This is a genomic window from Ensifer sp. NM-2 (assembly GCF_003024455.1).
GTDB classification, from domain to species: Bacteria; Pseudomonadota; Alphaproteobacteria; order Rhizobiales; family Rhizobiaceae; genus Ensifer; species Ensifer canadensis.
Genome location: NZ_PVZR01000018.1, coordinates 1 through 26,209 on the forward strand (window position 1 = coordinate 1; position 26,209 = coordinate 26,209).

At 59.8% G+C, this 26,209-nt stretch carries 29 protein-coding genes and 2 tRNA genes; 10 read left to right on the top strand and 21 right to left on the bottom strand.

Features of this window, described 5'->3' with window-relative positions:
* Positions 1–305 precede the first annotated feature (305 nt).
* The 7 genes from C6558_RS41445 to C6558_RS27980 form a co-directional block, all read right to left on the bottom strand.
* Positions 306–428: a hypothetical protein gene (locus tag C6558_RS41445; protein ID WP_255569942.1), complete on the bottom strand. Its 123-nt coding sequence runs from the start codon at positions 426–428 to the stop codon at positions 306–308.
* A 48-nt stretch (positions 429–476) separates the two neighbouring features.
* On the bottom strand, positions 477–680 hold the full coding sequence (locus tag C6558_RS27955) for a hypothetical protein (RefSeq protein ID WP_128090372.1): 204 nt from the start codon (positions 678–680) through the stop codon (positions 477–479).
* Positions 681–979: 299 nt separating this feature from the next.
* Positions 980–1,225 carry a DUF982 domain-containing protein gene (locus tag C6558_RS27960; protein ID WP_025427025.1) on the bottom strand — a complete coding sequence of 82 codons (246 nt, stop codon included), beginning with the start codon at positions 1,223–1,225 and terminating at the stop codon, positions 980–982.
* Between the two features lie 209 nt (positions 1,226–1,434).
* Entirely contained in the window at positions 1,435–1,692 is a 258-nt protein-coding gene (locus tag C6558_RS27965) for a hypothetical protein (RefSeq protein ID WP_025427026.1), read from the bottom strand.
* A gap of 228 nt (positions 1,693–1,920) precedes the next feature.
* Positions 1,921–2,655, bottom strand: a complete 735-nt coding sequence (locus C6558_RS27970; protein WP_057210396.1) for an HAD family hydrolase — start codon at positions 2,653–2,655, stop codon at positions 1,921–1,923.
* Between the two features lie 4 nt (positions 2,656–2,659).
* Positions 2,660–3,250: a hypothetical protein gene (locus C6558_RS27975; RefSeq protein WP_025427028.1), complete on the bottom strand. Its 591-nt coding sequence runs from the start codon at positions 3,248–3,250 to the stop codon at positions 2,660–2,662.
* A gap of 80 nt (positions 3,251–3,330) precedes the next feature.
* On the bottom strand, positions 3,331–4,785 hold the full coding sequence (locus C6558_RS27980; RefSeq protein WP_084814270.1) for a TrkH family potassium uptake protein: 1,455 nt from the start codon (positions 4,783–4,785) through the stop codon (positions 3,331–3,333).
* A 153-nt stretch (positions 4,786–4,938) separates the two neighbouring features.
* Here C6558_RS27980 and ilvA point away from each other — a divergent pair, with 153 nt between their 5' ends.
* Together ilvA and C6558_RS27990 are read left to right on the top strand one after the other, a co-directional pair.
* Positions 4,939–6,189 (top strand): threonine ammonia-lyase, encoded by a 1,251-nt coding sequence (gene ilvA, locus C6558_RS27985; protein WP_025427030.1) that lies wholly within the window; start codon positions 4,939–4,941, stop codon positions 6,187–6,189.
* Between the two features lie 87 nt (positions 6,190–6,276).
* The gene (locus tag C6558_RS27990; RefSeq protein ID WP_025427031.1) at positions 6,277–6,597 is read left to right on the top strand and encodes an HlyU family transcriptional regulator; all 321 of its coding nucleotides are present in this window, start codon (positions 6,277–6,279) and stop codon (positions 6,595–6,597) included.
* Positions 6,598–6,809: 212 nt separating this feature from the next.
* On the opposite strand, the gene C6558_RS27995 is transcribed toward C6558_RS27990, so the two are convergent.
* Positions 6,810–8,792, bottom strand: coding sequence for a bifunctional 2',3'-cyclic-nucleotide 2'-phosphodiesterase/3'-nucleotidase (locus tag C6558_RS27995; protein ID WP_025427032.1), 1,983 nt, complete (start codon positions 8,790–8,792; stop codon positions 6,810–6,812).
* A 221-nt stretch (positions 8,793–9,013) separates the two neighbouring features.
* Between C6558_RS27995 and C6558_RS28000 the strand changes: the two genes are divergently transcribed.
* Complete coding sequence (locus C6558_RS28000; protein ID WP_025427033.1) at positions 9,014–10,261, top strand: GGDEF domain-containing protein; 1,248 nt, start codon at positions 9,014–9,016, stop codon at positions 10,259–10,261.
* A gap of 15 nt (positions 10,262–10,276) precedes the next feature.
* On the opposite strand, the gene C6558_RS28005 is transcribed toward C6558_RS28000, so the two are convergent.
* Positions 10,277–10,738: an Lrp/AsnC family transcriptional regulator gene (locus C6558_RS28005; protein WP_025427034.1), complete on the bottom strand. Its 462-nt coding sequence runs from the start codon at positions 10,736–10,738 to the stop codon at positions 10,277–10,279.
* Between the two features lie 155 nt (positions 10,739–10,893).
* Between C6558_RS28005 and ald the strand changes: the two genes are divergently transcribed.
* A complete protein-coding gene (gene ald, locus C6558_RS28010) occupies positions 10,894–12,012 on the top strand; it encodes an alanine dehydrogenase (RefSeq protein ID WP_025427035.1) in 1,119 nt (372 codons plus the stop codon).
* Between the two features lie 40 nt (positions 12,013–12,052).
* On the opposite strand, the gene C6558_RS28015 is transcribed toward ald, so the two are convergent.
* The 5 genes from C6558_RS28015 to C6558_RS28035 all read right to left on the bottom strand — a co-directional run bounded on the left by C6558_RS28015 (position 12,053) and on the right by C6558_RS28035 (position 15,848).
* A complete protein-coding gene (locus C6558_RS28015; RefSeq protein ID WP_025427036.1) occupies positions 12,053–12,520 on the bottom strand; it encodes a DUF1203 domain-containing protein in 468 nt (155 codons plus the stop codon).
* A gap of 91 nt (positions 12,521–12,611) precedes the next feature.
* Positions 12,612–13,175 (bottom strand): GNAT family N-acetyltransferase, encoded by a 564-nt coding sequence (locus C6558_RS28020; RefSeq protein ID WP_025427037.1) that lies wholly within the window; start codon positions 13,173–13,175, stop codon positions 12,612–12,614.
* Positions 13,176–13,179: 4 nt separating this feature from the next.
* A complete protein-coding gene (gene sseA, locus C6558_RS28025) occupies positions 13,180–14,034 on the bottom strand; it encodes a 3-mercaptopyruvate sulfurtransferase (RefSeq protein WP_025427038.1) in 855 nt (284 codons plus the stop codon).
* A 15-nt stretch (positions 14,035–14,049) separates the two neighbouring features.
* A complete protein-coding gene (locus C6558_RS28030) occupies positions 14,050–14,799 on the bottom strand; it encodes an alanyl-tRNA editing protein (protein WP_025427039.1) in 750 nt (249 codons plus the stop codon).
* Between the two features lie 8 nt (positions 14,800–14,807).
* A complete protein-coding gene (locus C6558_RS28035; protein ID WP_025427040.1) occupies positions 14,808–15,848 on the bottom strand; it encodes a cysteine synthase A in 1,041 nt (346 codons plus the stop codon).
* A gap of 323 nt (positions 15,849–16,171) precedes the next feature.
* Here C6558_RS28035 and C6558_RS28040 point away from each other — a divergent pair, with 323 nt between their 5' ends.
* Positions 16,172–17,014 (top strand): SDR family oxidoreductase, encoded by an 843-nt coding sequence (locus C6558_RS28040; protein ID WP_025427041.1) that lies wholly within the window; start codon positions 16,172–16,174, stop codon positions 17,012–17,014.
* Here C6558_RS28040 and C6558_RS28045 read toward each other — a convergent pair.
* From C6558_RS28045 to C6558_RS28065, 5 genes are all read right to left on the bottom strand, one after another.
* Positions 17,002–17,328 carry an SMR family transporter gene (locus C6558_RS28045; RefSeq protein ID WP_025427042.1) on the bottom strand — a complete coding sequence of 109 codons (327 nt, stop codon included), beginning with the start codon at positions 17,326–17,328 and terminating at the stop codon, positions 17,002–17,004. The genes C6558_RS28040 and C6558_RS28045 overlap by 13 nt on opposite strands.
* A complete protein-coding gene (locus C6558_RS28050) occupies positions 17,315–17,686 on the bottom strand; it encodes an SMR family transporter (RefSeq protein ID WP_025427043.1) in 372 nt (123 codons plus the stop codon). The genes C6558_RS28045 and C6558_RS28050 overlap by 14 nt, the downstream gene beginning before the upstream one ends.
* Positions 17,687–17,870: 184 nt before the next feature.
* Positions 17,871–19,124, bottom strand: coding sequence for a cyclopropane-fatty-acyl-phospholipid synthase family protein (locus tag C6558_RS28055; RefSeq protein ID WP_025427044.1), 1,254 nt, complete (start codon positions 19,122–19,124; stop codon positions 17,871–17,873).
* A gap of 106 nt (positions 19,125–19,230) precedes the next feature.
* Positions 19,231–20,673: a deoxyribodipyrimidine photo-lyase gene (locus C6558_RS28060; RefSeq protein ID WP_025427045.1), complete on the bottom strand. Its 1,443-nt coding sequence runs from the start codon at positions 20,671–20,673 to the stop codon at positions 19,231–19,233.
* Between the two features lie 101 nt (positions 20,674–20,774).
* Positions 20,775–20,849: transfer RNA gene (locus tag C6558_RS28065), tRNA-Asn, on the bottom strand.
* A gap of 150 nt (positions 20,850–20,999) precedes the next feature.
* On the opposite strand from C6558_RS28065, the gene C6558_RS28070 reads away from it, so the two are divergent.
* The 3 genes from C6558_RS28070 to C6558_RS28085 all read left to right on the top strand — a co-directional run bounded on the left by C6558_RS28070 (position 21,000) and on the right by C6558_RS28085 (position 22,980).
* A complete protein-coding gene (locus tag C6558_RS28070) occupies positions 21,000–21,293 on the top strand; it encodes a hypothetical protein (RefSeq protein ID WP_025427046.1) in 294 nt (97 codons plus the stop codon).
* A 241-nt stretch (positions 21,294–21,534) separates the two neighbouring features.
* A complete protein-coding gene (locus C6558_RS28075) occupies positions 21,535–22,236 on the top strand; it encodes a thermonuclease family protein (RefSeq protein ID WP_107028025.1) in 702 nt (233 codons plus the stop codon).
* Between the two features lie 670 nt (positions 22,237–22,906).
* Positions 22,907–22,980: transfer RNA gene (locus C6558_RS28085), tRNA-Cys, on the top strand.
* A 301-nt stretch (positions 22,981–23,281) separates the two neighbouring features.
* Here the strand turns inward: C6558_RS28085 and C6558_RS28090 are convergent.
* The gene (locus tag C6558_RS28090; protein WP_025427049.1) at positions 23,282–23,713 is read right to left on the bottom strand and encodes a GFA family protein; all 432 of its coding nucleotides are present in this window, start codon (positions 23,711–23,713) and stop codon (positions 23,282–23,284) included.
* 435 nt (positions 23,714–24,148) lie between these two features.
* Here C6558_RS28090 and C6558_RS28095 point away from each other — a divergent pair, with 435 nt between their 5' ends.
* Both C6558_RS28095 and C6558_RS28100 read left to right on the top strand, forming a co-directional pair.
* Positions 24,149–24,295, top strand: coding sequence for a hypothetical protein (locus C6558_RS28095; protein WP_025427050.1), 147 nt, complete (start codon positions 24,149–24,151; stop codon positions 24,293–24,295).
* Positions 24,296–24,938: 643 nt separating this feature from the next.
* On the top strand, positions 24,939–25,271 hold the full coding sequence (locus C6558_RS28100) for a hypothetical protein (RefSeq protein ID WP_025427051.1): 333 nt from the start codon (positions 24,939–24,941) through the stop codon (positions 25,269–25,271).
* Between the two features lie 219 nt (positions 25,272–25,490).
* On the opposite strand, the gene lexA is transcribed toward C6558_RS28100, so the two are convergent.
* A complete protein-coding gene (gene lexA / locus C6558_RS28105; protein WP_025427052.1) occupies positions 25,491–26,207 on the bottom strand; it encodes a transcriptional repressor LexA in 717 nt (238 codons plus the stop codon).
* Between the last annotated feature and the right edge of the window lie 2 nt (positions 26,208–26,209).

Consider the following 26,209-nt stretch of genomic DNA (forward strand, 5'->3'; position numbering starts at 1 on the left):
TGAGATCTTCGAAACCCCAATAAGGTAAGCCGAAAGGCCGGAAGCGTGACTGTCCCTCGATCATCACCTGCATCTCAATGGTCCGTTCTCTCCTGGGACGCGGCTGCTTTCATGCCACCTCCTTGGTTCGAACCCGGCGCACTACGGTTAGCAAACGGGGAACCTTGGCGTAGATCGGCAGGGAGATCAGTGACATACGGCAGATGCCGTATTTCGACCGCGGTCGAGGTGGCGAAACCTAGGAATGGTTACGGCAAGCTTTAGGAGATGTGCGCCGGGGCGTGTTGCAGACCTGCGGCGTCAGTTTAGAAGTTCGTGGCGATGCTGTGGCTGTAAATCCGGCCCTCTTCAGCCTTCTTGGCCGCAAGAGGTACCACGACGATGAAGGCGACGAGAGCGAGAATGAAAGCCGGTCCGGGAAGCGCCACCACAGATTTCCTCGATTTATGATCGTCCCCACTATTTGGGAGTTAGGCTTAATTGAAGCTGAACGGCAGCTGTCGAATGGCTGTCGAGAAACGAAAAATGGCGTCTTCAGAAGTCTTTATTGTTGCGGATCGTCCGAAGGCGAAGCGGTTCTGCATCCAAACTTGATTGTCGCGTTCTTGCTGGCCGATAGCGTGAGCCTCACGGTGAGTTTGGAGCAGCCGGACGACCTCAGCCGCTGCCGGCGCTTTCACCAATTGTTCCTCCCTCAAATGGGTTATTGGGGAAGGGTAGGCCGGGTTCGTACTGTGGATGTTCGCGCCTCGTTCGGCATGTTTTAGGCGTCGCTTTATATTGGGCGCGACCAATTTGCCTTTGAAGCCGGTAGTGCCGATCCACCGGAGGGCGACCTACTTTCCTTAAATCGTATTCGATTTAAGGAAACCTGCAGTAATTCAAAGTGCTACAGCGACCTTGCGCGTCTAATAAGACGCGCGTCGCTTTAGGTACATTTGTAACAGGGGTAAGCCGGGCTCTATCCCGGGGCGCAAGGTTACTCCCGGACGGGAATGCCCGCTTCGCGCGCAGCATCGATGAAGGCTTTGCGGGCGGCCTCTGCCGGTTGCTTGCCCTCGATCACGGCAGCACACGTATCGAGTGCCAGTGTCAGCAGCGCGCTGTCTTCGAGCGGCCAGTCCTCGATCATCGCCCAGGACGCTTCGGTCGTGTTCGTAATGGTCGTGTATTTCTCCGGTCCCTCCAGGGCCAAAGCTACGGGCTTTTCCCAATTTTCGGCCATGTCGATCACCTCGATTTCGATTGATGGCGGCACATAACACAGATCTGGCCGATTCCGCGAGCGGTGCGATGGCTGCCAGCGTCTCTGCGATACCCGGTCGTCTGCACGCGCACATACGCTCTGCATTGCAATTTCGGGCCCGCTGCCGGGCCGTGGATCGGGCTATTTCGACGGCCGCAAAGCGGAAGGCGCTTTGGATCGGGCGGAGTTTATGCGTCCTTTTCCTTCTGGCGCAGACAATAGAAGATCGCGCCAGCAAGCAGTGCTCCAAGGCTATAGGCGAAGAATGCCTGGAAATACGGGCCGCCTGACGCGAAAATGTAGATCGGCGGTGCGATGAACAGCATTATTGCCAAGCCGACAAGGCGAGATGCAAAGACGCCCGTGGAGGAAAGCTTCCTGACAATCCACCCGATCAGCATGCTGGTGAACGCCATGGCGACAGTGGCCCCGAATAGCTCCGCCAAACTGTTTCTCCCTCAACGTGCCTTTCGGTTTCCCGCAGCTTTCTCCGATTCGTTCGGATTTCATAGCTCTTTTCGGGTCGCCCTAAAGCGCAGGACCACAAGCCTCGTCATCGCAACTTACGATGTCAAAGCCGCTCTGGTCCAGGCGAGAGCCCTACTGCATGGTTCCTTAAATCCTATTCGATTTAAGGATAAAAACAGGCAGCAATTCAAAGGGCTACAGCGACCTTAGCGCGTCTTATTTAGACGCGCGGCGCTGTCGTCGGGCAACGTTTGCAGTGCATCCGACAGACCACCGAGATCGGCGATCTCGCGGAAGCGCGGATGGCTGTCGGGTTTGTCGTGATGCTCGAATGCCCAGGTGAGGGCATGCGGCACATAGATGCCCCAACTGCCGGCCTCGAGGGCAGGGACGATGTCGGACTTCAACGAGTTGCCGACCATCAGGCTTTTCGCCGGGCCGTCGCCGTGGCGTGTGAAGATGCGATCGTATGTGGCGGCCGTTTTGTCGCTGACGATTTCGACGGCGTTGAAGTAATCGCCCAATCCAGAGGCGGCGAGCTTGCGCTCCTGGTCGAAGAGGTCGCCCTTGGTAATCATCACCAACCGGAAGGTGCCATGAAGCGTCTCGAGCGTTTCCTTGACATGTGGCAGCGGCTCGACCGGGTGGACCAGCATCTCGCGTCCGGCCGCAAGGATTTCTGCGATCACCGATGACGGGACGCGCCCGTCCGTCACGTCGACAGCGGTCTCCACCATCGACAGCACGAAGCCCTTGATGCCAAAACCGTACAGGCCGAGGTTGCGCTTTTCGGCGGCCAGCAGCCGTGCGGGCAGGCTTTCCGTGTCGGCATGGTCCTTGAGCAGTTCGGCGAAGCGCGCCTCGGTCAGGCGATAGAACTGTTCGTTTTGCCAAAGCGTATCATCGGCATCGAAGCCGATCGTCGTAATCATGTCAGGCATTGTCTCACGGTCCGGCTATCTTGAACGGCTGATCGATCGTCGCTGTCTTGCCGCTGTTGATATCGTTGAAATGGAAGCGCAGCACGTAGTCACCGACCGGAGCCCCGGAAACGTCGATCGTCAGGGTCGAATAGATCTCCTGGTTCTTGAGGTAACCGGTGAAGGTGAAGTCGCCAAATGCCTTCTGCCCGGCAAGGATATCGCCCTTGGGATTGAGGATGTCGAAATCGACGGTGAAGTGCGTTTCCAACTTGCCCTTGGTGGCCGCGTCCTTCCAGGTGAGGCCGACCGGTTCGACGTAGGATACGAGCGCTTCCCCGGTCTTGAAGACGGTCCCGTCCTTGGGCTCGTACATGGCATAGCCAGCCGGTTCCTTGGTGATGAAGACGGCCTTGCCGATGGAGAACGGCAGGGTTTGCGAAAAATCACCGACCGCTTGCCGCAGGAGTTCCCGTGCTTTGGCCGGGTCGCCGGAGGTCGCCAATTGTTCCGCCTTGGTCGCGGCGTCGACGAGCGGCCCGGCCTTTGCCTCGACGCTTATGCAGAGCATGCTTGCGGCGGTTAGCACCGCCAGCAGTGACCGATGTTTCGCCATGACGTTCCCCTTTGTCCCTTGGATGCGACTTTCGGCATTTGCCGCATCGAGTCAAGACGATAGGGCCGGCGCGGCAATGGTCAATGTTTCCAGAAGATCGGCGTCAGAATCACCAGAACGGTCAGCACTTCCAGACGACCCAGCAACATCATCAGCGACAGGAGATAAAGCTCCGGGTCCTGGAGTGTCGAGAAGTTGCCCGCCGGGCCAATGAGACTGCCGAGGCCGGGACCGACATTGGAAAGGCAGGTGATGACCGCTGAGGTCGCGGTTATGAAATCATAGCCGAGCGCGCCCATGCCGAGGCTGCCCAGCACCCACAGCAGGATATAGGTGGTGAAGAACAGGAAGATCGCGCGCTGCGTATCGGCATCAACAGTGTTGTTACCGTAACGTACGGCATAGATCGCATTGGGGTAGATGAGCTTGTTGAGGCCCGAGCGGATGGCGTTGAAGAGCACCACGAAGCGATAGGCCTTGATGCCGCCGGCAGTCGATCCGGAACAGCCGCCCATGAAGGTTGCGATGAAAGCGACCATCACCACGAAGGGACCCCACAGGCTGTAGTCCTCGCTCGCATAGCCGCTGGTCGAAAGGATCGAGGTGATGTTGAAGAAGGAATGTGCAAGCGCCAGGTGAAACTCGACGCCACTGACGAGGCGATGATAGATCGCCACGGCGATCGAGAAGGCCGAGAGATAGCCGAGGAAGACGATGATCTGCGGGTCGCGAAGCGCGTCGAGGCGGCCGCGCACGACAAGCACGATCAGGATCGAGAACGGCAGGCTGCAGAGCGCCATGAAGAAGGTCGCCGTCCAGAGCAGCGGGATACTGCCGAAATAGCCGAATGACGCATCATGCGTCGAGAAACCGCCCGTCGCCACCGTCGACATCGCATGATTGATCGCGTCGAACCGGTTCATGCCCGTCATGTTGTACCCGATCGTGCAGAGAACCGTGATCGAGATATAGATGAGAAGGAATGCGCGGCTGAAGCTTGCGACGCGAGCGAACGGCTTGTCGCTCGTATCGGAGGATTCCATCTTGAAGAACGACATGCCGCCAACCCGGAGATAGGGGATGATGAACAGGCCAAGGACGACGATGCCGATGCCGCCGAGCCAGCACAAGAGCGAGCGCCAGACGAGCAGTCCCGGCGGCGCATCGTCGAGCCCGACGATGACGGTCGATCCGGTTGTCGTGATGGCGGAGACGGATTCGAACAGCGCCTGCGCGAAGTCGAGCTTCAATGAAGACAGCCACAGCGGGATGGCGCCGACGACTGAAAATACCGCCCAGAGCAGGTTGACCAGCAGAAAGCCGAACTTCTTCGAAAACGGCGGCGGTCCCATGCGCGTCGCCATGAACGTCGCTGCCGAAAGGCCGCCGATCATGAAGGCGGATACAGCAAAGATCTGCCAATCGCGATGGCCGTAATAGAGGTCGACCATCGCCGGCACGAGCATCGCCACCGACAGGTAGAGGCCGAGGATCGCTGCGATGTGCACAGCGGGCCGGATCAGGGTTGCGTTCAAACGTTCGATTTCCTGGAAATGAAACTACGTGATCTGGCGAGGCGCGAAGCGGTTACATTGTCCACCGCCGGTCGATTCGAGTCAAAGCGATGGCCTCGAGCGCTGCAATGTGCAATAGCGGCTGCCATCGGCAAACTCAATGGATGACCTCACGTGACGAAGCAGGATGTTGACAACGCAACCACGGCGATGCGTGATATTTTTCCGGCCACGCCGCTGCAATTGAACGAACATCTGAGCGCCAGGTACGGCGCCAACATCTTCCTCAAGCGCGAGGACCTTTCGCCGGTTCGCTCCTACAAGATCAGAGGCGCGTTCAATTTCTTCCGCAAGGTGCTTGGTGCCGGCGCGACGGGCAAGACCTTCGTGTGCGCCTCGGCAGGCAACCACGCGCAGGGCTTCGCCTTCGTCTGCCGGCATTTCAGTGTTCCTGGCGTCGTCTTCATGCCGGTGACCACGCCGCAGCAGAAGATTGACAAGACCCGCATGTTCGGCGGCGAGTTCATCACGATCCGCCTTGTCGGCGACATCTTCGACCAATGCTACAAGGCTGCGCGCGAGCATGTGGAAACGATCGATGGCGTCATGGTGCCGCCGTTCGATCATCTCGACATCATCGAAGGGCAGGCGACTGTTGCCGCTGAAATCGCCGAGCAATTGCCCGAGGGCGTCAGGCCCGATCTCGTCGTGCTTCCGGTCGGTGGCGGTGGCCTGTCGGCCGGCGTCACCGGCTATCTGAAGGATGATGTCGCCGCCGACCATTTCGTCTTCTGCGAACCATCAGGCGCGCCGAGCCTCCGGCAGAGCCTCGAGACCGGCAGTCTTGTCACGCTCGACCAAGTCGACAACTTCGTCGATGGCGCAGCTGTCGGGCGGATCGGCGATCTGAATTTTGCGGCTCTTCGCCGCTTCTCTGCCGACCAGGTCATGCTGCTTCCGGAAAACGCGATCTGCATGACGATCATCGACATGTTGAATGTCGAGGGCGTTGTGCTCGAGCCCGCAGGCGCATTGTCGATCACGGCGCTGGACGCGATCGGTCGCGAAAAGCTTGAAGGCAAGACCGTCATCGCCGTCGTCTCCGGCGGCAACTTCGACTTCGAGCGTCTTCCTGACGTCAAGGAGCGGGCGATGCGGCATGCGGGGCTCAAGAAGTATTTCATCCTGCGCATGGCGCAGCGCCCTGGTGCCTTGCGCGACTTCCTCAACCTGCTCGGCGACGAGGACGATATCTCGCGCTTCGAATATTTGAAGAAGTCCGCGCGCAATTTCGGTTCGATCCTCATCGGCATAGAGACCAAGCACGCGGAGAATTTCCCGATCCTGAAGTCGCGGTTCGACGCTGCCGGCCTGCGGTATCAGGACATCACCGAGAACGAGATCCTGTCCAATCTGATCATCTGACGGCTGGTGGGCGGAGACGTAATGGCAGAGGGTCGACATCGACACTTTGGCTTTGACAGCTTTCGCCGTCGCGTCTAAGTCTTGCTCATGGCATCATTTTTCTCAAAACTGTTCGGCCGCTCCGGCTCCACCGAAAACGAGGCTCAAGGCGCATCGGGAAAAACCGAAGCCTATGCAGAGTGCACGATCCGCGCGACACCGATGCGCGAAGGCTCGCAGTTCCGTCTGGCTGGCAGCATCGAGAAGACGATCGCCGAAGGCGACGTGCGGGTGCGCAGCTTCATCCGGGCCGATCTGTTCACGTCCGAACAAGACGCGATCGATGCCGCTTTCCGCAAGGGCCGCCAGATCATCGACCAGACCGGACCGTCGTTGTTTTCTGACGACGCCCCGTCGCGGCAAGTCTGATTGTTGGCGGCAAGCCGCGACGTCCGATTTATAAAAATATTGCAGTGACTTGGCGTCAAGAGCTCGTGTCCATCGTAAGCGCAAGCGGCTCACTCACGTCCAGATTGATGGCTGCTTCAGCATCCGCATTGCCGCTTTTGGCATTTGCTGGTAGCGGCACTTCCGTTCTCCACGCCAGGGGACGTACCCCCGCCTTGCGGGGGCACTCGGCATCACAGCTTGATGCGGAAACGGGCGAATCCTTCTGCGGCTTCACCCGCATCCTCGATCGTCACGCCTTTGACCTGCGACAGGAACTGCCTTGCCTTCGGGCCGCTGTCGAACGTGACGCTGGTGTTCGCGAGTGGCGCGAAGGTCCAGTTGGCATCGGCCGCCGGATTTATGGTTCCCTGGTCAATGATGTAGCGAACCACTACGTCGCGGTTGGTGTCGGGTGCCACGAAGACCACCTTGTCGGCAGCGATATCAGGGAAATGGCCGCCGCCACCGGCGCGGTAGTTGTTCGTCGCGACGACAAATTTCTGCGCCGGGTCAATCGGTTGTCCATTGAAGTTCAGGTTCTTGATACGATTGGCTGACGGGTTGATGGCATTGCCGTCCTTGTCGAACTTCGGCGGCTCGGACAGGTCGATCTGGTAAGTGACGCCGTCGATGACATCGAAGTTGTAGGACGGAAAGTCACCGTTGATCAGGGCTGCATCCGAGGCTCCAGCCTTCACCTGGTTGAAGATGCCTGCGGACATTTCCAGCCAGTTGCGCACCTGCTCGCCGGTGATGACGACGGCCTGGACCGTGTTGGGGTAGAGATAGAGATCGGCGACGTTCTTGATGGCGATGTCGCCGGCCGGAACGTCGGTGTAGTAGTCGGCGCCGCCGCGACCGCCGGCCTTGAATGGAGCCGCAGCGGAGAGCACAGGCAGATCCTTGTGCTCCGTATCCTTCAGCATGTCCTTGATGTACCAGGTCTGCGCCTGGCTGACGATCTGGACAGACGGATCGTCGGCGACCAGGGCGAAGTAGGAATAGAGCGGCACCGCGCTTTTGCCGACCGGCGTGCGAACATAGGCAAGTGTTGCCTCGTGTTCCTTTTGTGCCGCCGCCAGCACTTCCGGCTTTTCGGCGACCTCGGCGATCACCTTCTTGTCCTCGCGCCGGTAGATCGGCCGCGCTTCGCTGGTGGAGCTGATGACGCGCCAGGCGCCGCCTTCGCGTTCGATCAGCAGATCGATCAGGCCGAGATGCGAACCCCAGAACCCGCCCATGACGCCGGGCTTGCCCGAAATCAGCCCCTTGGCATTGTCGACGCCGGCGATTTTGGCGAACTTCGGACCGGGGAAATCGAGATGGCTATGCCCGGTCACGATGGCGTCGATGCCTTCGACCGCGGCCAGCGGAACCGATGCGTTTTCGAGGTTTTCGGCGTAGTCCTGCTGACCGATGCCGGAGTGGGAAAGCGCGATGACGATATCGGCACCTTCCTCGCGCATCTGCGGAACCCAGGCTTGGGCCGCCGTGACGATATCGCGGGCATTGGCCTTGCCCTCAAGGTGCTTTGCGTCCCAGGACATGATCTGCGGAGGCACGAAACCGATGAGCCCGACCCGGATCGCATGCTCGGCGCCGGCACCGTCCTTCACCTTGCGGTCGAGAATGACGTAGGGCTTGAGGAACAGCTGGTCCTGTCGGGCATCGGCGGCGAGCGCGCCCTTGGTCAGGTTGGCGCAGACCAGCGGGAAGTTGGCGCCGTTCAGCACCTTGAACATGAAATCAAGGCCATAGTTGAATTCGTGGTTGCCGAGCGTGCCGCAATCGTAGCCAAGCACGTTCATTGCAGCGATAACAGGATGGATGTCACCATCCTTCATGCCACGCTGATAGGCGATGTAGTCGCCCATCGGGTTTCCCTGCAGGAAGTCGCCGTTATCGACGAGGATCGAGTTGGTTGCCTCCGCCCGGATGGCGTCGACGATCGAGGCCGTGCGTGCTAGCCCCAGCGTGTCGTTCGGCTTGTCGCCGTAGTAGTCGTAGGGAAAGACGTGAACGTGCAGGTCGGTCGTTTCCATGATGCGCAGATGCGCCTGGTTGGCGGCAGCACGTGCGGAGAAGGGGTGAAGCATTACCAGCGCCGAGGCGGCGGCGACGCCGGACAGAAGCGAGCGGCGCGAGAGGTGGAACGGGGATGTCGTCGATTGCATGCTTGCCCTCCATTGATGAATGCCATTGCGTGTGCAATCCGCGGTTTCTGATTTGACATGCGAACCACGGTGGGTTGGTCGCGACTATGCCGGAAAGGCAACACTTCGCAAAGCAGTTGATTCTCGCATTGCAATTCCGGTCCGTCTGCAACCGAGCTAAAGTTTTCTTTAAGCTTTCCACCTAACGGTTTGTCTGGCGAAACCGGAACCTTTTCAACAGCATGCCCAACGCCAATCTCATTATTTTCGTCGGCGAAGCACTGGTCTACGTCACGGCGATGATCTGGTTGTTGCAGCTTCGTGCCCGGCTGGGTCTCGGCGTTTTTGTCGCGGCCCTGGGCGTGATGCATTTCATCGAAACCTATCTGGCGGCGGTCTTTTACGTGCAATTGCCGTTCGGGATCGTCTCTCCGGGATCGGTCGTGCTTTTCTCCGGCAAGCTGATGATCATCCTCTTGCTTTACGTGAAGGAGGATGCCGCGACCGTCCGTCAGCCGATCTATGGTCTGCTCGCGGGAAACTTGCTCACGGTCATCCTCAGCCTGCTGCTGCGCCAGCACGAGACTGTTTCGATTGTTCCGGGCCGTTCGGCCGACATCGCCTTCATCGATGAAATGGGCGGGCTGATGGTGTGGGGGACGTTGGTTCTCTACCTCGATACGCTCCTGATCATCCTGCTCTACGAGCGTCTCGGCAAATGGTTGCGCCGCTTCGTAACCGTCCGCTTCCTGATCTGCGGTGTCGTGATCCTGAGCTTCGATCAATTGGCATTTTACGCGGCTCTGCACTGGCTGAACGATGCGCCTATGGAGGTGCTGTGGGGCGGATGGATCGCGAAAATGCTGGCCGCGACTTTCTACGCCATCGCTATCGGCCTCTATCTCAATGTTTCGCGCCATCCGTTCCTGGCGATGTCGGACCGGCCTCTCGGCGACATCTTCAACGATCTGACTTTCCGCGAACGCTATGAAGACCTGCTTTCACGGTCCGGCCAGGACACGCTGACGGGATGTCTCGACCGCAGCCGCTTCGATATCGAAGGGCCGCAGATGCTGCGCGCTGCCGTAGCCTCAAAAGCTGCGGTCAGTCTGTTGATCATCGACGTCGATCACTTCAAGGGCGTCAACGATCGCTTCGGCCACCAGGAGGGTGACCGCATCCTGCAGAAGCTTGTGGAAGTGATGAAAGCACGCTTGCGCCAGGGAGATCGGCTCTTTCGTTATGGCGGTGAAGAGTTCGTCGTGCTGTGCCCGGGATTGTCGCATGCCGATGCGCTGAGGCATGCCGAGACCATCCGGCTAGCGGTGTCCGCTGGTGTTTTCACCCCCGATGGCAAAGCCGTGACCGTCAGCATCGGATTGTCGTCCACGCCTGACGATGGTGTCGCGATTGCGCATCTGCTGTCTGAGGCTGATCTCAGGCTCTATTCAGCGAAAGCGCGTGGTCGCGATTGCGTCGTCGGCCGCTAACGCTATCGCAGCTCGTTATATGCCGACGTTCGGCCGGTCGATCACTTCCCGCAAGGAAAAGCTCGAGTTGATCTTGACCACATGGGGCAGGGCGGAAAGCCAGTCTCGGTGGATGCGTTCGTAGTCCTGCAGGTCCTTGGCCGCGACCCGCAGAATGTAGTCGTATTCGCCCGACATCAGGTAACAGACGAGAACATTGGGGCAGAGCTTTACCGCTGCCTCGAACTCGGCCAGCGTCTTGGCGAACTGCCCGGACAGGGAAATATGCACGATCACCATGATCTGGTAGTCGAGCGCCTTGTGGGCGAGGCGGGCGTGGTAGCCGCTGATGGTGCCTGATTTCTCCAGGATATCGACCCGGCGCGAACAGGCCGATGGCGACAGCCCTACCTTGGCCGCCAGATCGGCGTTCGAAATCCTGCCGTTCTGCTGAAGAATGCGCAGAATCGCATGATCGATGGCATCAAGTTCACTCATTCGCGATTTCCACCAATAGCTCGGACAATGACGCAATATTCTTCGAAATTGATGCCTCCGCGGAGACATCTTTGCAAGGACATTCGTTTCGCCGCGTGTTTTGCTGAGGGCGTGTCAATGAGGCAAAATTGCCCACAACAGGAGAGGAACGCGCGATGCGTGTCGGTTGCCCGAAGGAAATCAAAAACCATGAATACCGAGTCGGCCTGACCCCCGGGTCGGTACGTGAATATGTCGCTCACGGCCACGAGGTTATCATTGAAACCAAGGCAGGAGCGGGGATCGGCGCGGATGACGATACCTACCGTGCCGCTGGCGCGAAGATAGTCGCGACGGCAAAGGATGTGTTCGAAAAATCGGACATGATCGTCAAGGTCAAGGAGCCGCAGCCTTCCGAATGGGCACAGCTGCGCGAGGGCCAAATTCTCTATACCTACCTGCATCTCGCGCCGGATCCGGAACAGACCAAGGGTCTGCTCAATTCGGGCGTCACGGCCATCGCCTATGAAACCGTCACGGACGAGCGCGGCGGCTTGCCGCTTCTGGCGCCGATGTCGGAAGTCGCGGGTCGCCTGGCCATTCAGGCCGGTGCGACATCGCTGCAGAAGGCCAACGGTGGCCGCGGCATTCTGCTCGGCGGTGTGCCCGGTGTGCTTCCCGCCAAGGTCGCGATTATCGGCGGCGGCGTCGTCGGCCTCCATGCCGCCAGAATGGCAGCTGGACTTGGCGCTGATGTCAGCATCCTCGATCGCTCTATTCCTCGTCTGCGCCAGCTCGACGACATCTTCGGCGGTCGTATACACACGCGCTACTCCACCATCGATGCCCTCGAGGATGAGGTTTTCTCTGCCGATCTGGTCATCGGAGCCGTTCTCATTCCAGGCGCTGCCGCACCTAAGCTTGTGACGCGGGAAATGCTGACCGGGATGAAGAAGGGTGCCGTCATCGTCGATGTCGCCATCGACCAGGGCGGCTGCTTCGAGACATCGCACGCGACCACCCATTCGGACCCGACTTACGAGGTCGACGGGATCGTCCACTATTGCGTCGCGAATATGCCTGGCGCCGTCCCGGTGACGTCAGCCCATGCGCTCAACAACGCCACGCTGCACTACGGTCTGCAACTGGCTGATCGTGGTCTGAAGGCAGTCGCGGAAGATCGGCACCTGCGTGCCGGTCTCAACGTTCACCGCGGACGGGTGACCAACGCCCCCGTTGCCGAGGCACTCGGTTACGACGCCTACGCGCCGGAAGCGGTGCTCAACGTCGCCTGAACCCTAACGAAGTCGGTCCGGCCATGGCCGGACCGACGCTTCAGGGGCGCTCTATCCTGCATTGATAACAATTGTTCTTGGCCGATCGGACATGCACACTTGCGACCTCAGGCATGGAGAGCAGAGCTTCAGCGCGAGATTCGAGCTGCTCGGCGGGAACCACGCCGCCGGTCCCATAGATGATGCGCTCATTGCTGCCGTAGCCGCGCAGCAGATAGTCTTTGCTCGACGTCAGGATGGGCGGCCGAACTTCGTCGCTATATGCCGGGCATTCGTCGGCATGCATGAAAACCGGACCGGTCTCGGCATAGGGCTGCAGCGACGTAAAAGGCCGCAGCGCGAAGATCAGATAGGTGTCGCCGGCATCGACGTTGCCAAGGCAATGCCGACAGGGAACGCCGTCGCCATCGGATATCTGGCGTTCCGGCGGGTTGCCATAAGCATCGTTGCCACCCTGTCTTAGGCGCTCGGCCTGATCGGTGGACATCGGTATGTAGCGCAGGGCCATCGTGCATCTCCAGATCAATAGGGATCATTTGATGCGCACTGTGCCCCGCCTGGTGCGGCGGCGACACCCGAAACTTGCGGCCGTGCGGACGTCAGAGATTCTTAGCGAAGGCCAGCAGTTCTTCGTCCGTCAGCGGCTCGATGGTCGCTTCGCGGGTGGCGACGGGCGAGAAGCCGAATTGCTGATAGAGCTGGAGCGCCCGTGGGTGGTCGAGATTGTTGGTCGTGACCGTAACCTTGCTCGGGTTCAAGGTCCACGCAGCAAACAGCGTTTGCAGCAGGAACCATTTGCCGAGGCCAAGCCCGAGCGCGTGCTCCATCAAGCCGAAATGCGTCAGCTCGACGACGTTGTCATCGGCCTGGTGAAGCTCGAAGAAGCCGGCAGGTGCGCCGTTGACATAGAGCACGGTAACGCTCGTGCGTTTGTCGGCGAGTAACGCAGCCAGCTTTTCGTCGCTCATGCGGATACGATCGGCCCAGTGCCAGCGTTTGCCAACCCGCAGATAGAGGAACCGATAGTAATTCAGCGGGATGTCGGACACGCGCAGGATTGCCGTCTGGATGTTGACCGGCATCGGCAAGCTCTGCTTGGGCGGTGCCGTCATTTCCAGTTCGGTGACGTGGGCAGTCAGTGAGGCGAGCTTGGGAGGGCGCATGATGTCACTCGCTGCCGGTCACAACGGAGGTATCCGCGCGGCCACCCCATTCGGACCAGGAGCCGTCGTAAAGCGTATTGTCGGTGTGGCCGAGGGATTGCAGCGCCAGCGTGATGATGGCTGCCGTGACGCCTGAGCCGCAGGTTGTCACCACGGGCTTGGAAAGGTCGACGCCCGCCTCGGCAAATGTCTTGCGCAGCGTGTCGAGATCTTTGAACTTGCCGTTCTCGGAAAAGGTGGTGGAAGGCAGGCTGTGCGCGCCCGGCATGTGGCCGGAGCGCATTCCGGCACGCGGCTCTGGCTCTTCGCCGAGGAAGCGCCCGGCGCCCCGCGCATCGGCAATTTGGACCTTGCCTGATTGCACGATGTCCTTCATGCGCTCAAGCGAGGTTACCGCCGAAGGCGTGAAAGTAACGTTGAACGTGACGGGCGTGGGCGAGGGAACGTCCGTCGTCACCGGGCGTCCGTCCTTCTTCCAGCCGTCCATGCCGCCATCGAGCACATAGACGTCCTTTGCGCCCATGATGCGCAGCATCCACCACACGCGCGGCGCGGTCATGATGCCCGGGCCGTCATAGACGACGATCGTATCGGTCTCGCTGACACCGAGCGCACCAACGGCCGTGGCGAAGGCTTCCGGCGTCGGCAGCGTATGCGGCAGTCCGCTCGTGTGATCGGCGATCGCATCCTGGTCGAAGAACACGGCACCGGGAATGTGGCCCACGTCGTACTCCGCTTTCGGGTCTCTGTTCTGGGCTGGCAGATACCAGGCGGCATCGAGAATGCGAATGGTGGGATTGTTGAGCCGCTGCTGCAACCAGTCCGGAGAAACGACGTAAGCGCTTTTGTTGTTGGTCATGGTCGTATCTCCTGTTCAGATTGTCTGGCGGTCGTCTGCCGTGCCGAAGCGGATGCGGAAACGGCGGTTTTCCTTGCCCTTCTTCTCGATCTTGGCGATGTGGATCGCGCCGACTTCCTGGGTTTCCGACACATGTGTACCGCCGCAGGGCTGGCTGTCGATCGCCGAGTTTTCACCGATGCAGACAAGGCTGACGCGACCAAGCCCGACGGGCGGGCGTACATTCTTGGATTTGACGATACCGGGGTTGGCTGCGAGTTCCTCGTCGGTGATCCACTGCAGATAGACCGGGTGGTTCTCGTCGACGAGCTTCCTCAGCGCTGCCGTCACCTCGTCCTTATCGATCGTTTCGCTCATGTCGAAATCGACCCGGCTTTCATCTTCGCCTACGGCTGCGCCCGTGATCGGGAAGGGACAAACGACGGAGAGCAGATGGCAAGCCGTGTGCATGCGCATCAGCCGGTAGCGGCGCGGCCAGTCGATATGCACGACCAGCTTCTCGCCGATATCAGGCGCTGGCTGTCCTTCCGCCGGGACATGGATGATGATGTCCTTCGTCGCGCCATGACGGGCAACGGCAACGTCGATGCGGCTGCCGTCGCTGCGCTCCAGGAAGCCGCTATCGCCCGGCTGTCCGCCTGACGTGGCGTAGAAGCAGGTCTGATCAAGCTCGATCCCGCCATCCTCCAGAATTCCGGTGACACTTGCTTCGCAAGTCGAGAGATAGAAATCTTCGCGGAAGAGGGCAGTCACGGTCTTTGTCATCGCAAATCTTATCCGACTGATTCGTATGGAACGGTGATGCTTGAGGGGCCCTTCAACCAGGCCGGAACAGGCAGGCCCTTCGAGGCCAGGAAGTCCGGGTTGAAGAGTTTCGATTGATAGCGGTTACCATAGTCGCAAAGGATCGTCACGATCGTATGTCCCGGACCGAGCTCCTTGGCGAGCCGGACGGCGCCGGCAATATTGATGCCCGTTGATCCGCCGACGCAAATGCCTTCGCGTTCGATCAGGTCGAAGACCAGCGGCACGGCCTCGGCATCGGAGATCTGGTAGGAAAAGTCTGGACTGAAGCCTTCGAGGTTGGCGGTGATGCGGCCCTGGCCGATGCCCTCGGTGATGGAGCTTCCGCTCGCCTTCAACTCCCCGTGCGCGTAGTAATTGTAGAGCGCCGCACCATCAGGGTCGGCAAGGCCGATCTTGATCGCAGGGTTCTTGGCGCGCAGGCCCTCTGCAACGCCCGCAAGCGTACCGCCGGAGCCGACAGAGCAGATGAAGCCGTCGACCTTGCCGTCCGTATCGCGCCAGATTTCAGGCGCCGTGGTGGCGACATGGGCGTCACGATTGGCGACATTGTCGAACTGGTTTGCCCAGATGGCGCCGTTCGGTTCGGTCTTTGCGAGTTCAGCGGCCAGGCGACCGGAGATCTTCACGTAGTTGTTCGGGTTCTTGTACGGCACAGCCGGCACTTCGACGAGCTCTGCTCCAAGAAGACGCAGCGCATCCTTCTTTTCCTGGCTCTGGGTTTCCGGAATGACGATGACGGTCCGATAGCCGAGTGCCTGCCCGACGAGGGCAAGGCCAATGCCGGTATTGCCGGCAGTCCCTTCGACGATCACGCCCCCCGGCTTCAACTGCCCGGCCTTCTCCGCCTCCCGGATGATCCAGAGCGCGGCGCGATCCTTCACCGACTGTCCCGGATTGAGAAACTCCGCCTTGCCGAGGATCGTGCAGCCGGTTGCCTCGGATACGGATTTCAGCCGGATCAGGGGCGTGTTGCCGATTGCTTCAAGAACGGACGGAAGAATGGCCATTGCAGAACCTCGTGCTTGAGAACGGCCGCTGAAGCGAGCCGCGTTACCGAAGAAAAACGCCGAGTGGCCGGCGAACGTTGAGAACGACACCGGATCGCCGAAATATTGGCGTGTTTTCGGCTCAGCCTGTTTCCCAGGCAAGAAATAGCGTTTCACCGCTGCCCTGTCCCGAACAAAAAACGTCTTCGAGGGGAAAGCTTAGGGTCGAGGCCGCTCTGGGTGCGCGCCGGATATTGGAGGGGGATTGGTCTGGGCCGGGCGTGTCATTCGCCGGCCCCTTGAGTTGAGCGTGCACCGGGCGGGTGCGTGCCGAGGTATGGGCAATGAGTATGCACAAGACGAATTCCGAGCATGGGTTGGCATGGGTAACGGGAGCGAGTTCGGGAATAGGCCGAGCGCTGGCATTGCGGCTGGTGCGAGACGGCTATTCGGTGGTCGTCACCTCCAGAAATCACGAAAAACTGGTGGCCCTGCAACAGGAAGCTGCCGCCGACGGCCGCATCATCGTTCTCGATGGCGATGTCACCGACCCTCAGGATATGGAACGTGTGTTGGCATCGATCGAATATGATCACGGCGACCTGTCTCTGGCCGTGTTCAATGCGGGGGTGACAATCCCGGTGAGGGGCGACGATCTGCATCGCGACGCTTTTGAGCGGAGCTTTGCGGTCAATGTGAACGGTGTCGTCAATTGTCTGCTGCCGGCAGTGGCCCACATGAAGGCAAGGGGGCAGGGCCACATCGCCATCGTGTCGGGGGCTGCAGGTTATGGCGGTTTGCCGGGCAACGCCGCCCATGGCGCCACGAAGGCGGCCCTGATCAATCTGGCCGAGAGCTTGAAGCTCGATCTGGACCGGATCGGCATTCGCCTGCAGTTGATCAATCCGGGGCCTGTCGACACGACCGGTTCGCCGCGGCTTGGATTTGCAAGGTCCGGCATGGTCAGTGCAGACGAGGCCGCTCAGCACGTCGTCGAGGGCCTGAAGTCGAAGCATTTCGAAGTCAGCTTCCCGAAGCGCTCTATCACTATCGCAAAGTTGTCACGCCTGCTGCCATATGGTGCCTACTTCGCGCTCGTTGACCGGCTGACCCGGCAAGGCGCGACGCCGCCAAAAGCGACGAACACCCGCACGAGCGCCAAGGGGCGGCCACATCAGGCCGTGTGAAGCACCAGTACTGCGCCGAAGATCAGGGCGAGGCCGACCCAGCCGATCGGCTTGAGCTTCTGGCCGAAGAGCAGGCGGCCGCAAATGGCCGTGCCGAAAATCCCGGTCGCGCCGAGAACCGCGTAGGCGATCGCAAGTTCCATGCCCTTGACCGCTTCGGCAAGGAAGGCAAAGGCGGCGAGCACGAGAACGATGGAAAGCGCGCCCCAGCCGCGGCGCGCGAAGCCATTCGATTTGGTCGAAGCGAGATTGGCAGCGATGTCGAGGATGCCGGCGATGACGGCAAAGACGAAATAGAGACTAGGTGCGCTCATCGATGGCTCCCTCCGTGGCCGGAGCGTCCTCTTCGCGGTGTTCGCCTGCATTGACGAGCAGGATACCGGCCACCGCCATCGACAGGCCCAGCATTTCCCGGCCGGTCAGCACATGGCCGAACACGAACACCGAAACGAGCGTAATGATCGCGACCCCGGACCCCTCCCAGATGGCATAGGCAACGCCGACGGAAATGGTCTTCACGGCCTTTGCCAGGAAGACGTAGGAAAGCGCAATGGAGACATACATCACTACGTGGCCGAGATAGGAGCCATTGGCGGATGCGGCCTTCATCGCCGTCAGGCCCGCCACCTCAGTCGCGATCGCGAGCGCCAGGAAAAACCATGCAAGCCGCATGAGGAACCTTCAAGAAAAGATCTGGATCGGTTGCCTCATAGGCGTTGTCGGACGATCGGTAAAGCCTACTGCATGTTTCCTTAAATCCTATTCGATTTAAGGATAAAAACTTGCAGCCATTCAAAGTGCTACAGCGACCTTTGCGCGTCTAATAAGACGCGCGGCGCTGTAGCGGCGGCGAGCCTCATTCGAAGACGATCTGACGGACATCGATGTTGCGGGCGCGGAAACCGGCTTCGCAGTAGTAGAAATAGAACTCCCACAGGCGCTTGAAGCGCAGATCGAAACCGAGCGGCTCGATCCGGCTCCACACCGACCAGAAGCGCTGCCGCCACTCGCCGAGCGTTCGGGCGTAGTCGCCACCGAAGCCGAAATCGTTGATCATTCGCAGACCGACGTTGCGCCCGAGATCGACCAGATGCTCGCGCGTCGGCAGCATGCCGCCGGGGAAAACGTACTTTTGGATGAAGTCCGGATTGGAGCGGTACTCCTCGTAGGCTTCCGGCTTGATCGTGATGATCTGCAGGCCGGCCTTGCCGCCGGGTTTCAGGCAGCGCTTCAGCTGCGAGAAATAGGTCGACCAGAATTTTTCCCCGACCGCCTCGAACATTTCGATCGAGACGATTCGGTCATAGAGGCCCTTCTCCTCGCGATAGTCCTGGAATTTCAGCTCGACGCGGTCGGCGACGCCGGCCCTGTGCATGCGTTCCCGGGCAAACGCGAGTTGTTCGCGACTGATGGTCAGGCCGGTGACCTTGCAGCCGATCTCGGTCGCCGCAAATTCTGCAAAACCGCCCCAGCCGCAGCCGATCTCAAGCACATGGTCACCGGGCCGTAGATTCGTCGCCTCGGCCAGTGCCCGGTATTTGGCAGTCTGGGCCGACTGCAGATCGTTGGCGCCGCTAGCGTAAAGTGCCGACGAATAGGTCATGCTCGGATCGAGCCATTCACGGTAGAAGGCGTTGCCGAGGTCGTAGTGGGCAGAGATATTGCGCTGTGCGCCCGTCCTGGTGTTGGCATTGCGCCAGTGGAGGAATTTTTCCACCAGCCGCATCAACCCGCGCGCCCGGTTAGGGAATCTGTTGCCGATGTCTGCGTTGACAAGGAAAAGCTCGAGAAAGGCGCCGACATCGGGGCTGTCCCAATCGCCGTCTATATAACTTTCCGCGGCGCCGATGGTGCCACCGGTGATTGCCCGGTGCGGAAGATTCCAGTTGTGAAGTGTCACGGCGGCGCATGGCCCCGGCACCTTTCCCTTGACCAGCAGCCGCCGACCGTTGGGCAAAGCGAGCGCCAGCGCGCCGGCCTCAAGGTGAACGAGGCCGCGCAGGACCATCTGGGCCTTGAGCGGAAAGTCCTTCAGCACCTGCGAGAGATTTTCAGTCGAAAGGTGCTCGGCGTTGTCGAATTCGGCAAAGCAGGCTTCTGTATCATGCATAAACCACCCTCCGGCAATCGTTGCATCCGTAACGTGAGCCTAGCGATAATCCTGCGAGAGGCCAACCATGGATTTGTACCGGTGGCGGCGCGGTTGTAGCGATTTTTTAGGTTCTGATTTCCTGAAACGCGGCCAACGCGCGGTCGCGCGCGAAGGCGTGGTCGACGATGGGGGTGGGGTAGGAGACTCCAAGCTCGATGCCGGCGGCAGCCAGTACTGCCGAGGGGGCCGAGAATGGTCGATGGATATAACGCGCCTCGAGATCAGCGAGCTCCGGAACGAAACGCTTCACATAAAGCCCCTCCGGATCGAATTTCTCGCCCTGGAGCACCGGGTTGAAAATGCGGAAGAAAGGCGAGGCATCGGCGCCGGACCCCGCCACCCATTGCCAGCTTGCTGCGTTCGAGGCCGGATCTGCATCGACCAGCGTGTCGCGGAACCACGCCTCTCCGCGTCGCCAGTCGATCAGCAGGTCCTTGATCAGGAAGGAGGCGACGATCATCCTGACGCGATTGTGCATGTAGCCGTGGCGCCAGAGCTGCCGCATGCCGGCGTCGACAATCGGATAGCCGGTCAGGCCCCTTGTCCAGCGGTGGAACTGTTCGTCATTGTCCAGCCAGCGAAAGCCATCAAAACGACGATCGAGGTTTTGACGGCCGAGATCCGGATTGTGAAACAGCAGATTGTAGGAGAACTCGCGCCAGGCGAGTTCCTTGCGGAAAGTGACGACATCGTCCACCGGCGTTTCCGTCAGGCCACGCGTGACCTGCCAGATCTGCGCCGGAGAGATTTCGCCGAAGGCAAGATGCGCAGAGAGCATGGACGTACCTTGCGCTGCAGGGACGTCCCGCTCAGCCTTGTAGCCGGCAAGGGCATGTTCAACGAATTTGTGCAGGCGTTCGGCAGCGGCCTGCTCGCCCGGCGTCCAGATTTCGGCGAACGTCGATGCCCAGTCCGGCCGCGTCGGCAAGAGCTTCCACCGTTCAAGCTCCTCGGATGCCGGCCACCTCACAGGCGCTCTGATCATTTCCGGCGTCTCAATCGGCGCCGCCGGCTCGCCGCTGGCCTCAAGCGCACGCCAGAACGGCGTGAACACGCGATAAGGGCCGCCACCCTTCGTGAGGAGCCGTGTCGGCTCATGCAACAGTTGCCCTGCAAAGCTGCTGACGGTGAAGCCGCGTTCAACGAGCGCTTTCTTCAACGGCGCATCGGTTCCTATTCCGCTCGGGTCGTAGCGGCGATTCCAGAACACGGTCGTCGCGCCCGATTCCCGCGCTATCTCGGCGATCACATCCAACGGCGCACCGGTCCGCAGGATAAAGTCGGAGCCGTGTGCCCGCAGCGATGCCCGCAATGCCTGGAGCGAATGGTGCAGCCACCAACGCTGCGCGCCACCAAGCGGCCCATTGCCGCTTTCCTCCGGTTCATTGATGTAGATCGGAATCACCGGTCCACCCGTCTGCGCCGCGGTGGCAAGTGCCTGATTGTCTTGAAGGCGCAAATCTCGACGAAACCAGACCAGAATCGGCGTTGTGGGATTTGCGCTCATGACATTCCCGGGGGCGAGGAAGGAGGAAGGCGTCGCCGGCACCATAGCCGCAAAATGAAAAAGAGCCATTCGGGCGTTACCGCGAATGGCTCTTTAAAAACTGGCTCCCCGGGCCGGATTCGAACCGGCGACCTGTCGATTAACAGTCGAATGCTCTACCGCTGAGCTACCAGGGATCATCTGCGCGGCGTGTCCTGCAGAAGTGAGGCTGCTAATACAAATGCTTTTCCGATTTGCCAAGCTGTTTTTTTAAAAAAAGTGAGAAGTTTTGTTGCGAGCCTGTGGAGAAGCCCCCAATTGTGGGAGAGGCAGCCGGATAGGGAATGATGCATAAAAACAGAAAACAGACGCATTTCGGCATAGACCCGCACACACGGCAGATCGTGCTTGGCAAATGGCGCCTGAGGCTGCCGGAATCACCACTGCTGCGCATGCTGGTTGGCGGGCTGCTGATATTCGGCGGCTTTCTCGGCTTTCTGCCCGTGCTCGGATTCTGGATGGTGCCCTTGGGCTTACTCATCCTCTCGCACGATATTCCTTCAGTACGCCGCCGCCGCCGAAGGTTCGCAGTCTGGTGGGCGCGCCGACGCAACGGGACGGGGTCTTCGAAGGAACGATGATTCGTTCGCGAGGGCGATCCTCGCTTCGACAGGGCGCCACAAGCTCACGCTACACGGAAGCCGAGCCTATTCGGCTCCTTCGTCGGCGACGATGTGGCGGCGGCTCCAATCGAATGAAAGTCATGGACCGCCGCGTCCTCCCGACCGACTTGTGCGCAAACTCCCGCATTCGGGCTGTCGTTGAAAACCATTCGGCAACGGATCGGCAGCATAATGCCGCCCGGATTAAGGATGGGGCGGAATGGCTAAGACCACGACAAGCCGCGGGCGTCGCCGCGGCAGCCGGACAAAGAAAAAGGGCGGAATGCTGCCCTGGTATCTCGCCGCGGTGCTGACAGTCGGCGGCGTTGTTGCGTACGACCACCGTGGACAGTTGCGGGATCTGCCGGGCGTTTCGGATGTGTTCGCATCGGCGCCCAAGTCGACATCCACATCCAGGTCGGACGATCGGCCGAAGGCGCAGGCCCGTGTCGCCATGCCCTCGGCTACGCACAAGACGAAGCCTGTCGACGGACCGATACCCGCAGTCAATGTCGGGTTGGCCGCACCGACACCCGTCGAGCGCCCGATCGCGCAGCCCACGGCCGTCGAGCCCCAGGCGAATCAGTTCTATTTCTGCGGTACCCGCAACGACAATTGCGTCGTCGACGGCGGAACATTCCGCTACCAGCGCGAGGAGATCCGTGTCGCCGACGTCGATGCACCGCGAATCAAGCAGGCGAGTTGCGATAGCGAACGTGCCCGCGGCTTCTACGCCAAGCAGCGATTGCGCGAGTTGCTGAACGCCGGCGAGTTCAGGCTGATCGAGGCCATCGGCAGGAGCGACGACAAGAACAGCGAAAAGCTGCGCGTGGTGATGCGCGACGGCCGCTCTCTCGGCGCCGTGCTCGTATCGGAGGGCTTGGTTCGGCCCTGGAAGGGACAGCCCAAGCCCTGGTGTTAGACGGTGCTCGGCGTCATCAGAGAGAATGATGAGGGCCGGAAGCGTGTAGCCGTCTAAGTTATCCACCGAGCGCGATATCAATACCGATTATCAACCCCAGAGCCGATAGTGCCAGAAAGAACACAACAAGAGAGCTTGCTAGAAGCAGCTTGATGGGATTGGCTCGGAAATCTGCCTTAAGGTTCGGGAAAATTGGCGACATGTCCAATCGGCCGGTCACCGCGAGCTGGAATAGACGCCAGATTGCGACCGCAATGCACATTCCACAGAAAACTACCGTCAGTATGAGCTTGGGTAGATGATCAACTCTGGATTCAACGTCCAATTCCCTGAAGAATCTTGGTGCAAGGTAGCTTTACCGTGAAACGGTGTACAAGGTAGCAGCGCCCCGCGACGTCGGAAGAAGGGTTGGACGGAAGATTCGGGCCGTCTGTCGAAATGGTAAATCCATCCAATTGCCTCGTGTCGGACGCTGCCGTATAGCGCCCGCCGCCTGTCGTCGAAGGGGTTCGCGGCGATCCGTTATGGGGCCGGATCGGTAAGCCTGTGGAAGAGTTGGAGAAAGATGGAATTTCAGAAATGCCTGAGGACGTTTTTCAGAAATCCCCTCTTGCGCTCTTTCTATATTCATTCTAAACGCTCGCCACGACTTGATAATCTCAGTCGATGAGGCCTCGTGGCGGAGTGGTGACGCAGAGGACTGCAAATCCTTGTACCCCGGTTCAATTCCGGGCGAGGCCTCCAAAGCCACTCCTAAGTAGTTGAATTAGTTTCGCTATTTGGACTGCAGGATTTCATCTGCTGCCACACATTCTTCTTGGTGTGGCAATTGGTTCCCGTTATCTCCCTCTTCGACGTTCGATCCAAGCAGCAGATTGCCGATTCCATCCCCATTGCTTCTGGCAACACTCTGCCTCGTCAAGCGCGCCCGTTCGCGTTCCGCGAGTAGATCTTCGACGTCTTGGCGGCGCAACGAACGCCCCCCTCATTCAGGGTGCAGCAGTTTGAACGGCTGCGGCCGGCGTCCTGCCAGCCGCGCCTGTCGTCACTCCGCCGGGATAAACTTGAGCGTTCCTGCGAGCCTTGGGCCGGTCGATCCCTTCGTGTCCATCGGGTGGTTGATGCCGTCGTTCACCGGTAGCTCCTCGAAATCGAATGGGCTTATGCCTTCAAGGCACGCGGCGTTGACGCCGTAGAAATCCGGGTTCGCGCGCGGCTTGTGGAATGTGTAGATGCCGCACTTCGAGCAGAAGTAATGCTCTGCAGCCTTCGTGTTGAACTGATATTTGGTGAGTGCCTCGCCGCCGGAGAGAACCGTGACCCCGTCCTTGGCGGCAGAGACGGCAACCGCGCCCTTCAACTGGCAATAGGAGCAAGTGCAACGGCGGGCGGTGCGGAGGCCGCTCTTCAGTTTCACATTGAAGCGAACCGTTCCGCAGTGGCAGGCTCCGTCAAGGTTCTGAACATCGAGATTCATCCAATCATCCATCTGATTTTGAAGCGCATTTGATGAGCTTTCTTATGAGGTGGGTTGCTTGTGCTCAAGCGCATTCGGGGGCAGTCTCAATCCAGAGGACCGCACTCCCGTTGAGGCCGTTCGTTGTAGGGCCATCAGCCGATTGGGCTCAGGCGCGGGGTACGAGGCGTCTCGTCGCGCATCGGGCACATATTCAGACCAAGTGCCCGATACGTGCGCCAGCACGCTTTCGTGCTCCACGTCGGGGACGTTCCGCGGCCCGAGCCGATGCGTCGCAAGAGCGCTCGGCCAACGGATCGTGCGGAGAAAAAGCCTACGGCCGTTCGCATCCGTCCTGCATCATCCGCGCGAGGAGCGAACTGTCCGCGTCGCACCGTTGCCTTTCTTGGGTACGAACCTAGTTACCCATACCGTACCCAAGCGAGGAATTGCTGAATGAACCGTAATGGGCTCTATCTGATCATTGCCATGCTCGCCGTCGCCGTCATTGGTCTCGGCGCCTATGTCTACCGCGAGGAAACAAAACCGACCGGCGTAGAGATCAAGATTGGCCAGGACGGGGTTTCCGTTCAGGAGAATTGAGCGCCATCGGCCACACGCTCAACAGGTTTGGCAGCGGCGAATGCCGCTGGCGGTCGACGCCCCACGCGAGGTTCAAGGCGAACGCAGATCCGAAGGCGGTCGAAATACCGGCCATCGGTGGCGTAAGCGGCCGCGTGCTCGTTGCGAGCGTCAACGAAAGTGTGACGTAGATAGGGCGGGCGAGCGCGTGATTCAGCCCCTCGCACGATGAAAGCAACAAGTCACCCAGCGCCTGCGCGATTGGCTAAAGCGGTTCTCCGTCAATAGCAGCCCGATTGTCGAAAGTGAAACGCTGTGCGTGCCTGCGCAAAGGACATGCTGCCGGCACGCAGGTACGGTTTTCGGGGGGCAAGGAACATGGGCCAATGCGGCGCGTCCAACACGCGCAGCGAGGCTGCCCGCATCGCAGCCAACCACTGTTTTCAAAGCGCAATTCGACCGGGCTGCGCTTGCCCGCCAGTTTGCGAACGTCCGCAGTCGCCAACGACATGGCCTTGCGAGGACGCGCCCCGAAATGGTGATTCGGTCACTATTGTCAGTGCTGAAAATATTGTCTCTAGACAGAACTGGGAATGAATATCCCAACAGCGCGACCCGTATAGGTAGTGTCAAACAAAGCCAACAATGGAGGAAAAGACATAAAATGAAATATAAGATCGCCCTGACTGCTCTTGCCATTCTTGCCGTAACGACGGCCACCGCAAGCGCTGAGGATCTCGTCTTTCAGCTTAAGAACAAGACGAATGCCGTTTTGACGAACTTCTACACATCGCCGGTCGGTGTTGATCAGTGGGAAGACGACGTCTTCGGGCGGCAGGTGCTTAATCCGGGCGAAAGCATGGAAATTACCATCGCCGACGGACGTGATGTCTGCAAATACGACATGCGCTTTGAATTCGAAGAAGGTTCCGGTCTCGACACGACTGAAGACAAGCAGGATCTCTGCGAGTTGGGCGAGTACTCGATTCACGAGTAAAATCCGTCGAGCGTGAAAAACACTCGATCCGAAAATCTCCGTCTCGCTACCCTATGTGGCGAGACGTTGAAGTAAGAGAGCGGCTGGCCGGCATGAAGGCGGCTAGAGCGTTTCCGGTTTAAACGGAGTCACTAGGCGCTCTATCTATTTGTTTTTACGCATTTCCTGGCGGAAAACCGCTCCGCACTTTTCCTCGAATTGCGCTGGCGTGAGACGGGCTTAGTGGTAGCGGCGGATCAAGCCGACGAGCTTGCCCTGAATCTTGACCCGGTCAGGCCCGAAGATGCGCGTCTCATAGGCCGGGTTGGCGGCCTCTAGAGCAATTGAAGCGCCCTTGCGCCGGAAGCGTTTCAACGTTGCTTCCTCGTCATCGACTAGTGCCACGATGATATCGCCGGGATTGGCCGTGGTGGCATTGCGGATGATCACCGTATCGCCATCGAAAATGCCGGCCTCGATCATCGAATCACCCTTCACTTCAAGGGCGTAGTGCTCGCCGCTGCCGATCATATCGAGCGGCACGGTAATGTCGTGGGTGTTGTTCTGTATCGCCGAGATCGGCACGCCGGCGGCAATGCGGCCCATCACTGGAACCGACACGGAGCTGTTGTCGGCAACCGGCAGCGTTTTCGCCGCGGGGGCAGGGGCGGGCGGTTTGCCAAGGCTACCCTCGATGACGCTCGGCGAAAACCCGCGACGGGGCTGCGCGCTCGCAGCATAGGCTTCCGGCAGTTTGATGACTTCGAGCGCTCGGGCGCGGTTGGGAAGCCGGCGTATGAAGCCGCGTTCCTCGAGCGCTGTGATCAGCCGGTGAATGCCCGACTTGGATGCCAGGTCGAGTGCATCCTTCATCTCGTCGAAGGACGGCGGTACACCGGACTCCTTCATTCGTTCATGGATGAAAAGAAGCAATTCCTGTTGCTTGCGGGTCAGCATGG